Raw genomic sequence first — 10,691 nt, forward strand, 5'->3', positions numbered from 1 at the left:
TTTACTTTTCTCCCTTCTCATAACGAGATAGTTTTTGGCGAAGCTCTTCCACTTCTTTTTTCAGTGCCTTTTTCTCAATATCTTTCATCATGGAGTCCAGTTCACTTTCGTTCTGGCTTCCTGTTCCATACGTGTTGTTGTCATAAGAGCGCGGGCCAGCTTGCGGTCTGCTGCTGTATCCTTGGCCTGAACCAAATCCGGGGTTATGACTGTTGTGATAAGGATCTCTTGGTGCCTGATGGTCGTAACCGCCATAACCTCTGCCAGGACCAGGTCCCGGACCGTAACCATATGGATCATATGGAGGGAACGGCTCCTTCGGTACCACAAGAGCGGCGATGAAGTAAATTAACAACGTTGTACCCCCAGTGGCGAAAATACTGATAACAAAGATGATCCGCAGTAGCGTAGAATCCATTCCGATATTTTCAGATATGCCACCGATCAGACCGGTCATCATTCGGTCACGCGTTGAGCGATAAAGTTTGCTCATGTGCTTTCTCCTTTCGTTTACTTGTAACCTCTGCCGTGATCTGGACCATATACGTACGGATCAGCGTAGTAGGGTTCCTTAGGTATAACCAATGCTGCAATGAAGTAGATGAATAGTGATGTACCACTCGTTGCGAAAATGCTGATGAAGAAAATGATCCGTAGCAACGTGGTACTCCATCCAATTTTTTCAGATATGCCACCAATCAAACCTGTCAGCATACGATTTCGCGTTGAGCGGTATAATTTATTCATGTGACTACTCCTTTTTATCGTGATTGAGCTTTTGCTTCAAACGCTCCAATTCTTTGTCCAGCATAGAGGATGACATGTTGCCCGATAATCCCGAACCCTCTTGGCTCATGCGCCGGATGTCCCGGAGACTTTGTGCCTCATATTCAAGATCAGAGACCTGATCATCCAACTGGTTAAACATACGAGGTACGTTTTGACCATTGTAATTTCCACGTTGATTCATTCGTTGCTGCAGCTGGATAGTTTGCATCCGGGCGTAATAATATTGGCGTTTACTGTATACATTCTGATACTCTGCTTTTAACTGGTGAATCTGTTCGTCAAGCTCCTGAAGTGCGGCAGCACTTTGTGTGTACAGATCATTGTATTGATCCATCTTTTCCTCATGCAGAATTTTCTCCTGCAAAGCCAGCTTGGCGAGATGTTCCTCTCCAGCCTTCAAGGCCATGGATGCTTGTTCTTCCCGTTTGTTCACCATTGCTGCGGCCTGATCAGCCTGCTGTTTCATTTGTCTTGTATGACTAGCATACTGGTGACGAAGCTTCTCAGCTTCTCCAATGTCTTGGCGGGTCGAGACCAAAAATTGATCAATCAGTTTAACCGGGTCCTGACTTTGCTCCAGATGTTCGTTCAGAGTAGCTACGGTAATATCCCGCATTCGACGAAATACACTCATTAGGTTCTGTCCTCCTTTTCCATAATCGTGAAACTTTAGTAACGGCGATAGTGATTACGATTGTTGCCCAGCATCGAGATTCCCCAGACGATTAATGCAATGGCGATAATCGGTCCGATAAGCCAAGTGAGTTTTCCCACCAGCGAGATAATACCGATGACAAGCACGATCCAACCGAAGAGAGCATTACCTTGCTTGACCCCGTAATATCCTAGTGCAATCATCAGGATCGGAATCAGATAACCCATCATGTGTCCAAGAAGCGGGGTTAATTTTCCGAATAAAAGCAATGCTCCCAGTACGATCAACACAATCGCCCAGCCATTTCCTTTGTTCATTCTCATAATTGTTATTCACCGCCCTTCCCGCTTTAACTTTTTGTCATTCGCATGCTTCATTCATTCTTGCTTTACTTTAATGATTTGTTTGTTGAAGAAGGTGCTGTTTTTGTTTTCGTGTTTCTTGTTTAACCTTATGTCTTTATTCTAGGGGATTCTGCGACTTTTCAAAACAGACTACGGACGGTTTTTGATCCTAGACTCAGGTCGGGGAACTGCTTGGACCTCGGACTGTCCTAATCGAATTACTTTTTTATCCAAATAAACAAAATATAAGTTGTTCTAATTGAAAGCGTTTACTAAAATAAAGGTAAACCTACTATTAACGTCAAGGAGTGGACCTGTGCGAAATATAAGCTTTTTTCATAAAATGACAATATTCGGCCTGCTGTTAAGTACCGTACCCATCCTTTTGACGGGAATTGCCGCTTTTATGTACTCTTCCAGCCAGACTGAGCTGCATCGTACAGAAGCCAACGAACAGCTGCTTGAACAAATACAATCCAATGTAGAACACAAGCTGGCTACCGTCAGCTACATGCTGGATCAGGCTGTCCGTTCTCCAATTACATTACGCTCCCTTGCTGACCCTGCTTTGCAACAACGAAGAAGCCAGCTACAGGCCCCCGAGCTTCAAACGGAGTTTCAGCATATGAGATCCTGGGAGCCAATGCTCGACATTATGCTGGTTAATCAGTCCCAGGACTGGCTGATTGATGCTACCGGCTTGTATGCGAACACTCGCTTTCCGTTATCTCTGCCGATGAAGGATCTCATTACAGATACCTTAACCTCAGGATGGCAGCTGGCACCCTCATCTATTTTCAGTCATGAAAACAGTAATGAGACTGCAACCTCTGGGACAAGCTGTATGTATCATATTGCTCTTGCCAGAACAGTTCCTGATGTCGTTCATTCATCCAATGCAGCCCTGGTGGCCGGAATTCCAGCATGTTATATGCAAAATCCACTGGGACAGTCTGTCGCGAGCGACTCTTCTGCCTCCGGTCTCATTATTATTAATAGGGATCAACGGATCATTGCTCACCCGGATGCCGCATATATTGGACAGCCCTTATCCGCCATAGGGCTTCAGGATCGTCATAACGGCGAAGCTGTTCAAGACCTGTCACCTGTCACCTATTCGGATGCTTTTGCGGAACGTGAAGTACGTTTTGCCAATGCAGATTATTCGTTAACATATACTCCCTCTACGTTAAAGGGATGGACATATATCCTTATCTCACCCGAGAACACGTTAACCAAGGATTATATCAAAATCGGTTTTCACACGCTCTATATCAGTATGGCTATGCTTTTACTCTCGCTGTTGCTCGCCTGGCTGGGGTCAAGACAAATGCTCGTTCCAATCCAGCGTATCCTTACTCAATTAGGGGACCATATGATTGTTAAGGGGAACGGACATGCCGTGCCGCTGAATCAAAATGTAGTGAGTCCGCCTGATGAGCTGGAGCAGATTCGACTGGGGGTCACCCGTTTATCCGATGCACGTTCCCAGCTTGAATCCACATTAAATCAGCATCAGGGTCAGATTCGCACATATTATATGCTTCAATTGTTTCAAGGCCGGACCAGCCTTAATACAATGCATGAGACACTATGCGAACAGGGATATGCTGTGCAGCTTTCATCATGGCAAAATATTGCCGTTATTGCACTGCAACCCGAGCTATTACATCATAAAAGATATACGTTGGAGGATCGTTCCTTGCTTTTATTTGCTCTTCAGAACATTCTTGAGGAAAGTATTACACCTGATCAACAACTGCTCCCCATTGTGGTTGAGCAGAATGTTGTAACAGTCGTGGGCACAAACGAGGAAGATAGGATAACATTCTCAAAGCAGCTTTTGCGGCTTGCAGAACAATTGCAGCAGCAGATGAATGAGGTGCTGGACTTGAAGGTGAGTATCGGCTTGAGCCAGCCACAGCTTTTCATGAATCATATCCCGCAAGCCTACAATGAAGCAATGGATGCCTTGAAACATCGCATGCGGCTTGGGACTGGTATTATTGTCCAATATGGACAAGCTGATCTGACTTCGGCAGCATGGGCCATGACTTACCCTGAGGCGCTGGAGTATTCACTGCTTCAGACTATTCAACAAGCAGACGAGGACGCAGCAGCTAAGCAATTGACCGAAATGATGCAGACGCTATTTTCGCTCGAATGCACGCCGGAAGAGTATCAGGCTGCTTTAATGAGGTTGTTGGTACGAGTTCTTCAGGTCGCTCAAGAATCGGGAATAAGGCTCACACAGATCAGTGAAGGCACTCGTTCCCTTTTTCAGGAGCTGCATGATTTACAGTACGCCGCAGAGATTGAGCGATGGTTCTCCCGAGAGGTAATCCTGCCTGTTATTGATATTTTCAAACAAAAACAATATGCACAGTATCAGAGCATTTCAGAAAAGATGATTGCCATTATCCAGCAAGATTATGGGAAAGATTTAACACTCGAAGAATGTGCTGAACGGCTCCATTACAATGCCAATTATCTAAGCAGTGTTTTCCGTAAAGAAACCGGGGCCTCATTCAGTGAGTACCTGACCAGGTATCGGCTGAATATTGCCAAAAGATGGCTGGATGAAAGTGAATGGACGGTGAAAGAAATCGCAGAGCGGCTCCGATACACAAATCCACAAAATTTCATCCGCTCCTTTCGCAAATGGGAGGGGATGACACCCGGAAGATACCGCGAGCGCAAGCAGCATCCTGAACGGGCCGTCAAAGGTTAGTAACCCTCCGACATCGAGCGGTTAATTCAAAGGATCATTACACATTAGAGCTGATGTTACCGACAGCCTGTTGTTCAGTATGTGTAGACTACACCTTTGATTTTACACAGGTCTACACATTCTATCTTTTGACAGCAGGCACGGTTTTCATATGTGTTTGTTCTAGATGAATAAGCATTTTGCCGAACCTTGCTCCACGTGAGAACGGGACTACACCTGCCTGGTATGTGTCACGAATATATTTCTCTGCCTTACTTAAAGCTGCTGCATCGTTTGGCATTTCATAGGTATGCAACCACTCAGGCAGCTTTTCCATGAGTTCTTCCACTGCGATCTCCAAATCATTTATTTCTCTCGTAACAATCATGGTGTAGGAATAACCTTTAAGATAAAGCAGCTGCTGAAGGTATGCCATATCCCCTGCCTTATAAGCACTATCCATGCCAAGCACCGTCCTCAGCTCATCCATAAGTGTATGCTCTTTAGCACCCGCCATCATACTGACATAGACATATTTTCGGGCACAGTTAATGGCTTGTTCAATCGTTTCCCAATCCGACATTGCCGGGCACATGGATGCAAAGACGATATCATATTGCTTATCCCAGCCCTTATCCTGAATAGATATTTCTTCGAATCGCTCGGAGACAATGGTGATGTTGTTTTGCAGCTCAGCAGGAATCGTTTCCTTCATTAACGAGATAAGCAAGGCAGAAGGCTCAACTGCGGTGACTGTAGCCCCCTTTTCTGCAAAAGGGATCGTGAAAATACCGGAGGCCGCACCCACGTCAAGCACCGATGCCCCTTCAAACGTAACCCCCTGATTTTCAATCCATCCCATAATGCGTGCTGCACGTTGCTGGCCTTCATCGGTGAACGATTGCGCGTGATAATTACGAGCCCAACGCTCAAAAGCTTCCTCTGTATCAAAGGGGGCGCTTTTTTTCTGATATCTTGAACTTCTCGGGCGTGTCTTCCAGGCCTCTTCCCACACACCGAGGTCAAAAAGAATCTCTCTGTTCGCTGTAACTGGCTGCTGAATCATCAGTTTAATTCACGTCCTCTCAATTTAAAGACTTAATATATCTACAATATATTGGATGGAATTAAACGTCAACGTTTTATGTTACTGTTGTTCAAATGAGAAAGTAACCCCGGTCAATTTTTCTGATACGTCCCACAGCCTGTGTGATACCTCCGCATCATAAAGCCTGTCGATGATTGGAACATTTGTTGGATACCCTTTTCGACCTCCACGCCCATCTGGACCAATATACTCGCCGCCCTTGATGTTTGGAGAAACCGCGCTGTATAATGTCGGCAATGCTCCCATATAGGCTGATTGTGACACCAGGTTGGTCACCAGACGTATGAAGGGATTCGCGCGTTTGCCAGAATTGAATGACATGAGATTGGTATTAGCAAAACCCGGATGGCAGGCCACACTAATTGTGTTCAGACCATGTTCCGCCAGCTTGTTGTTCAGCTCTCTTGCAAAAAGCATATTCGCGAGCTTACTTTGTCCGTAAAACTTCCAGCTGCTGTACCCCTTCGCTCCATCCAGATTATTAAAATCAATCCTCCCATTATGAGCAGCAATACTGCTCAGAGTTACAACTCGGGAAGCAGGTGTTGACATCAGCCTGGGTAAAAGCAACCCGGTCAGTGCAAAGTGTCCCAGATGGTTACTGCCGAATTGAGACTCAAAACCATCCTTTGTCAGCCGATACGGTGTATTCATAATCCCTGCATTGTTAATCAGAACATCAAGGGATGGATACTTCTGTATACATGCTGTGGCAAAGGCTCTGACACTCTCCAGATCGGCAAGATCCAGCTTCATCAGCTCCGCTTGCACTTCAGGCCGGGCAGCTTTGATCTTGGCGAGAGCCGACTGACCCTTGTCCATATTACGAACAGCCAATACCAGTGTCGCATTCTTCTCGGCCATTGCGATGGCGGCCTCTAGTCCGATCCCGCTGTTTGCTCCCGTAATGACCACTGTTTTGCCAGAACAATCCGGCATGCTGTCCTTCGTCCATCCTGTGCCCATCATCTTGCATCCCTCCATTAGTAAAATACATTAGCTTGTGGATCATAAATCAAGTATATAAGAATACATGTGTCCAGAACATATAAAGCGCCCTGTTTGGGGCGCTTTGAGCAAATTCATTTTCCGACATGGGTGATTAATTTTCACTCTTCCCTGTGCCACCTGTTGAAGTTTAACCTTTTAAATGGAGCGAAACATCTGTGGGCCACGCGGCGCAAGTCCTTGGGAATCAGGTTCCAGTGTAACTGCAATAGAATCAAAACTCCAGTCATGGTTGCCCATAGGAATCGCAAGTACAGCAAGTCCCATCTGATTTTCAACTTTTAACTTGCCTGCATTTTGCTGCTGCTGATCCTTGTTCAGCCATACTTGATAGACCTCATTCTTCTCTGTCTGTGGAGGATTAAACAGGTATACGACAAATTGCTGATTATCTCCGCTGCCTACAATACAAGCCACACCATAACTATTCTCGGCAGTAAGCGATTCAAGTTTCATCACCTTTTGGATTTCGGATACAGGCAAATCAGACGAATTTTTTAACGTTACAGGCTGCCCGATACGCTCCTGATACAAAACGATATTCCCAAGTAAACTGGCACCCAGAAGAATGAGTAAAGAAGCTACGGCAATACTTACTTTCCACCTGGTAAAACGTTTGACGTGTATCTTGCTCTGTACATGATTGGACAATGAGGTCTTCTCATACTGCATTTCCCCCCATGCGGCTTCCATCACCTGTTGCTTTAAATCGGCTGGCAGCTCTATTTGCTCCATCTGCATTGGAATCGCCTCCCAGCCTAGCCGTAATTGTTCCAGCTCAAGCTTACATGACTCACATTCTTTAAGATGTCTTTCAAAAAGGGTGCCTTCTTCCGAGCAGGGATCTGATAGATACTCCAGCATGTATGAACAGACCGTACTTGACGACATCACCACCCGTCCCCTCCCGCAAGCAGATGCTTACGCAGTATTTTCAGTGTCTGGTGCAGTCGGCTTTTGACTGTACCCAAGGGCTCCTGGTAGTGCGCAGCTAATTCACTCAAGCTATATCCTTGCCAATAAAAGTGCTCCAGCAATTCGAGTTGCTGCTGCGAGAGAAATGCACGCATTCCTTGGATTTGCTCCTTAAGTAAATGTTTTTCGACTTGCCTTTCTACCGATAACTCAGTAAGTTCTGCCACGCTCTCCAGCTTCTTCGACGTATCATAAGACACCATTTTGCTCGACTGACTGCGTTGTTTACGTAACCAATCAATCGTCAAATTACGTGTGATCGTAAGTATCCAATTCCTGAAATGACCCTTATCCGGGTCAAACTCTGCCTCTGTCGTCCATATCCTGACAAAGACAGACTGCACCACTTCTCTGGCCCCTTCCTCCTGATGAAGAGACCGGCAGGCAAAAGAGTAAACGAGAGCAGCGTAACGATCATATAACTCGGACAGTGCCTCTTGCTTTTTTTGTTTAATCAGTACAATGAGCTGATAATCGGAACACTCCTGCATTAAAACGTCTCCCCTCCCCCCTGTCAGACCACCAGACGATTCATGTTACTTGGAGAGGACCTTAATTACTCCTTTCATACCCGGATGGGCTCCACAGTAATAATTGATATTTCCAGCCTTTTTAAAAGTTACGACAGACTTATCTCCCTTAGCGAGCGAACCTGTATCAAATGAACCATCCTCCGCAATAACAGAATGCTCAACCTGATCCTTATTTACAAATTCAACGCGATCACCAACCTTGATTTTCAGTTCTGCAGTTTGAAACATAAAGTCGGATATTTCAATCACATAGGTTTTGCTCTGCTCTTTTTTAGCATCTGCCGCTTTCTTCTTGTCTTTAGTTGATTTAGAGCCTTCACTTTTTTTCTTGGAAGGCTTCACCGTCTTTTTGTCTGTTGTTCCTGGCTTTGAAGTCGTATGATCCTTGTGAGCGTCCATCTGGTGTGAAGACATATGTATCATTGATGTTGACGCATCAGCTGCTGCCAACTGCGGCAGACCCAGACATAACCCCATTACCATAACCATTGATACATGCTTTACCCGTTTGTTCATTTTACTTCCTCCTAATAATAATATTGAACAGCATACAAACATAAGAAACGAAGTAAACCCGAATTCGGTTTGATGGTTGTATGTATTTTTTACAAGCAAAAAAACAACAGCCATGGGGAACTGAGATCCCAAAAGTGTTGTTTTGCAGAATATACTCTTGTGAAGTAAACGAGTAGCCAAAGGCAATAGCAGCTTTTCGTCTATTGAGAAACTTGCTTTGCTTAACTCTTCCTTCTCGTATGTAATCATTCTAATTTCCATTGGCGAGCTAAAAACTGTAACGTCATAAATAATCGGAAGTGTGACTTATTCCAAGCAATACTTTCCTATAAGATTGTTTCATTAACAAAAAAAGATCACTAGAGATTTCCTCTTGTGATCTTTTTGATCCAATACCGGCGAGAGGACTCGAACCTCCACGGTTTCCCACTCGATTTTGAGTCGAGCGCGTCTGCCATTCCGCCACGCCGGCTTATTTGATTGTTCGCATATATTAAAATATGCTGGAGGCGCCACCCAGATTCGAACTGGGGATAAAGCTTTTGCAGAGCTGTGCCTTACCACTTGGCTATGGCGCCTTATTATGGAGCGGACGACGGGAATCGAACCCGCGACCCTCGCCTTGGCAAGGCGATGCTCTACCGCTGAGCCACGTCCGCATAATGGCTGGGGATATAGGATTTGAACCTATGCATGACGGAGTCAAAGTCCGTTGCCTTACCGCTTGGCTAATCCCCATTAGATAACAAAGGGGCGATCGAGGGGAATTGAACCCCCGAATGCCGGATCCACAAACCGGTGCGTTAACCACTTCGCCACGATCGCCATATACATTACATTCATTAAGATTTAATTGGCAGGGGCAGCAGGAATTGAACCCACACCAACGGTTTTGGAGACCGTTGTTCTACCTTTAAACTATGCCCCTATAAAACTGGTGGAGGATGATGGATTCGAACCACCGAACCCGTACGGGAGCAGATTTACAGTCTGATGCGTTTGGCCACTTCGCTAATCCTCCAGGATTACATGGTGCCGGCGAGAGGACTTGAACCCCCAACCTACTGATTACAAGTCAGTTGCTCTACCAGTTGAGCTACACCGGCATATTAAATTTTCTGTGATGGTGGCTCGGGACGGAATCGAACCGCCGACACGAGGATTTTCAGTCCTCTGCTCTACCGACTGAGCTACCGAGCCATAATAAAGTTTAAGCTTGAGTCGCTACACTTTATCCAGGGCATCAGTGCCATACAGCAGATGTAGTGAACAACTTCCCTCATGTAAAGCTTAAATGGCGGAACCGACGGGATTCGAACCCGCGATCTCCTGCGTGACAGGCAGGCATGTTAGGCCAACTACACCACGGTTCCAGATCACTTTCGGTTAGGAAAGCTACAATTGCGGGGGCAGGATTTGAACCTGCGGCCTTCGGGTTATGAGCCCGACGAGCTACCGGGCTGCTCCACCCCGCGTCATTAGATAAGATATATGGTGGAGGCTGAGGGGATCGAACCCCCGACCCTCTGCTTGTAAGGCAGATGCTCTCCCAGCTGAGCTAAGCCTCCGAATCAACACATTTAAGATCTTATCACAGATCATATGTTAAAGTCAATACTTTTTTTGTTGCTATGACCCGTAGGGGATTCGAACCCCTGTTACCTCCGTGAAAGGGAGGTGTCTTAACCCCTTGACCAACGGGCCGTACTAAAAGAATTATGGCGGAGAGAGAGGGATTCGAACCCTCGAGACGCTTGTGACGCCTACACGATTTCCAATCGTGCTCCTTCGGCCAGCTCGGACACCTCTCCATGGCTCCCCGAACAGGACTCGAACCTGTGACAACTCGATTAACAGTCGAGTGCTCTACCAACTGAGCTATCAGGGAATATGTTTCAGAGTGTTGTTCTCTGAAAACTAGATTCGAAACGAAACGCTCGCGTATTAGACTTGCTTATTTGGATAAGCCCTCGACCGATTAGTACTGGTCAGCTCCATGCATTGCTGCACTTCCACCCCCAGCCTATCTACCTCGTCGTCTTCAAGGGGTCTT

At 46.0% G+C, this 10,691-nt stretch carries 10 protein-coding genes, 15 tRNA genes and 1 rRNA gene; 1 reads left to right on the forward strand and 25 read right to left on the reverse strand.

The annotated features are described in order from the left end of the window. Position 1 precedes the first annotated feature (1 nt). Genes DFQ00_RS26240 through DFQ00_RS26255 form a run of 4 tightly spaced genes read right to left on the reverse strand, consistent with a single transcriptional unit; the run spans position 2 to position 1,767 of the window. On the reverse strand, positions 2–493 hold the full coding sequence (locus DFQ00_RS26240; protein WP_110899394.1) for a PspC domain-containing protein: 492 nt from the start codon (positions 491–493) through the stop codon (positions 2–4). A 17-nt stretch (positions 494–510) separates the two neighbouring features. After that, positions 511–747, reverse strand: coding sequence for a PspC domain-containing protein (locus DFQ00_RS26245; protein WP_110899395.1), 237 nt, complete (start codon positions 745–747; stop codon positions 511–513). Positions 748–751: 4 nt separating this feature from the next. After that, on the reverse strand, positions 752–1,423 hold the full coding sequence (locus DFQ00_RS26250; RefSeq protein WP_110899396.1) for a PspA/IM30 family protein: 672 nt from the start codon (positions 1,421–1,423) through the stop codon (positions 752–754). Between the two features lie 35 nt (positions 1,424–1,458). Beyond that, positions 1,459–1,767, reverse strand: coding sequence for a LiaF transmembrane domain-containing protein (locus DFQ00_RS26255; protein WP_110899397.1), 309 nt, complete (start codon positions 1,765–1,767; stop codon positions 1,459–1,461). A 364-nt stretch (positions 1,768–2,131) separates the two neighbouring features. Here DFQ00_RS26255 and DFQ00_RS26260 point away from each other — a divergent pair, with 364 nt between their 5' ends. After that, positions 2,132–4,519: a helix-turn-helix domain-containing protein gene (locus tag DFQ00_RS26260; RefSeq protein WP_110899398.1), complete on the forward strand. Its 2,388-nt coding sequence runs from the start codon at positions 2,132–2,134 to the stop codon at positions 4,517–4,519. A gap of 121 nt (positions 4,520–4,640) precedes the next feature. Here DFQ00_RS26260 and DFQ00_RS26265 read toward each other — a convergent pair whose 3' ends face one another. The 21 genes from DFQ00_RS26265 to DFQ00_RS26365 all read right to left on the reverse strand — a co-directional run. Further along, the gene (locus tag DFQ00_RS26265) at positions 4,641–5,564 is read right to left on the reverse strand and encodes a class I SAM-dependent methyltransferase (RefSeq protein WP_110899399.1); all 924 of its coding nucleotides are present in this window, start codon (positions 5,562–5,564) and stop codon (positions 4,641–4,643) included. An 81-nt stretch (positions 5,565–5,645) separates the two neighbouring features. Beyond that, entirely contained in the window at positions 5,646–6,575 is a 930-nt protein-coding gene (locus tag DFQ00_RS26270) for an oxidoreductase (protein WP_341866287.1), read from the reverse strand. Between the two features lie 177 nt (positions 6,576–6,752). After that, positions 6,753–7,355, reverse strand: coding sequence for an anti-sigma factor (locus DFQ00_RS26275; protein WP_167433843.1), 603 nt, complete (start codon positions 7,353–7,355; stop codon positions 6,753–6,755). A 149-nt stretch (positions 7,356–7,504) separates the two neighbouring features. Next, positions 7,505–8,080 (reverse strand): RNA polymerase sigma factor, encoded by a 576-nt coding sequence (locus DFQ00_RS26280; protein WP_110899401.1) that lies wholly within the window; start codon positions 8,078–8,080, stop codon positions 7,505–7,507. A gap of 45 nt (positions 8,081–8,125) precedes the next feature. Next, complete coding sequence (locus DFQ00_RS26285) at positions 8,126–8,638, reverse strand: cupredoxin domain-containing protein (protein ID WP_167433844.1); 513 nt, start codon at positions 8,636–8,638, stop codon at positions 8,126–8,128. Positions 8,639–9,031: 393 nt separating this feature from the next. Next, a tRNA-Leu gene (locus DFQ00_RS26290) sits at positions 9,032–9,110 on the reverse strand. Between the two features lie 32 nt (positions 9,111–9,142). Then, positions 9,143–9,216: transfer RNA gene (locus DFQ00_RS26295), tRNA-Cys, on the reverse strand. Between the two features lie 6 nt (positions 9,217–9,222). Then, positions 9,223–9,297, reverse strand: a tRNA-Gly gene (locus tag DFQ00_RS26300). Between the two features lie 4 nt (positions 9,298–9,301). Next, positions 9,302–9,376: transfer RNA gene (locus DFQ00_RS26305), tRNA-Gln, on the reverse strand. Between the two features lie 14 nt (positions 9,377–9,390). Beyond that, a tRNA-His gene (locus DFQ00_RS26310) sits at positions 9,391–9,463 on the reverse strand. Positions 9,464–9,492: 29 nt separating this feature from the next. Beyond that, positions 9,493–9,566, reverse strand: a tRNA-Trp gene (locus DFQ00_RS26315). Between the two features lie 7 nt (positions 9,567–9,573). Beyond that, positions 9,574–9,659 (reverse strand) — tRNA-Tyr (locus DFQ00_RS26320). A gap of 9 nt (positions 9,660–9,668) precedes the next feature. Continuing rightward, a tRNA-Thr gene (locus DFQ00_RS26325) sits at positions 9,669–9,744 on the reverse strand. Between the two features lie 18 nt (positions 9,745–9,762). Beyond that, a tRNA-Phe gene (locus DFQ00_RS26330) sits at positions 9,763–9,838 on the reverse strand. A gap of 95 nt (positions 9,839–9,933) precedes the next feature. Further along, positions 9,934–10,011 (reverse strand) — tRNA-Asp (locus DFQ00_RS26335). A gap of 28 nt (positions 10,012–10,039) precedes the next feature. Next, positions 10,040–10,113, reverse strand: a tRNA-Met gene (locus tag DFQ00_RS26340). A 17-nt stretch (positions 10,114–10,130) separates the two neighbouring features. Then, positions 10,131–10,206 (reverse strand) — tRNA-Val (locus DFQ00_RS26345). Positions 10,207–10,270: 64 nt separating this feature from the next. Then, a tRNA-Glu gene (locus DFQ00_RS26350) sits at positions 10,271–10,342 on the reverse strand. A gap of 15 nt (positions 10,343–10,357) precedes the next feature. Beyond that, positions 10,358–10,449, reverse strand: a tRNA-Ser gene (locus tag DFQ00_RS26355). 1 nt (position 10,450) lies between these two features. Then, positions 10,451–10,526, reverse strand: a tRNA-Asn gene (locus DFQ00_RS26360). Between the two features lie 70 nt (positions 10,527–10,596). Then, positions 10,597–10,691: ribosomal RNA gene (locus DFQ00_RS26365) — 23S ribosomal RNA — on the reverse strand; the annotation flags it as partial.

Origin of the sequence: Paenibacillus barcinonensis, assembly GCF_003217495.1 — a bacterium.
GTDB classification, from domain to species: Bacteria; Bacillota; Bacilli; order Paenibacillales; family Paenibacillaceae; genus Paenibacillus; species Paenibacillus barcinonensis.

What these genes read in the sequence shown, in the direction of transcription:
- DFQ00_RS26280 (WP_110899401.1), bottom strand. Translation starts at nt 8,080, where the DNA reads ATGCAGGAGTGTTCCGATTATCAGCTCATTGTACTGATTAAACAAAAA.
- DFQ00_RS26270 (WP_341866287.1), bottom strand. Translation starts at nt 6,575, where the DNA reads ATGATGGGCACAGGATGGACGAAGGACAGCATGCCGGATTGTTCTGGC.
- DFQ00_RS26275 (WP_167433843.1), bottom strand. Translation starts at nt 7,355, where the DNA reads ATGCAGATGGAGCAAATAGAGCTGCCAGCCGATTTAAAGCAACAGGTG.
- DFQ00_RS26245 (WP_110899395.1), bottom strand. Translation starts at nt 747, where the DNA reads ATGAATAAATTATACCGCTCAACGCGAAATCGTATGCTGACAGGTTTG.
- DFQ00_RS26265 (WP_110899399.1), bottom strand. Translation starts at nt 5,564, where the DNA reads ATGATTCAGCAGCCAGTTACAGCGAACAGAGAGATTCTTTTTGACCTC.
- DFQ00_RS26240 (WP_110899394.1), bottom strand. Translation starts at nt 493, where the DNA reads ATGAGCAAACTTTATCGCTCAACGCGTGACCGAATGATGACCGGTCTG.
- DFQ00_RS26285 (WP_167433844.1), bottom strand. Translation starts at nt 8,638, where the DNA reads ATGAACAAACGGGTAAAGCATGTATCAATGGTTATGGTAATGGGGTTA.
- DFQ00_RS26260 (WP_110899398.1), top strand. Translation starts at nt 2,132, where the DNA reads ATGACAATATTCGGCCTGCTGTTAAGTACCGTACCCATCCTTTTGACG.
- DFQ00_RS26255 (WP_110899397.1), bottom strand. Translation starts at nt 1,767, where the DNA reads ATGAGAATGAACAAAGGAAATGGCTGGGCGATTGTGTTGATCGTACTG.
- DFQ00_RS26250 (WP_110899396.1), bottom strand. Translation starts at nt 1,423, where the DNA reads ATGAGTGTATTTCGTCGAATGCGGGATATTACCGTAGCTACTCTGAAC.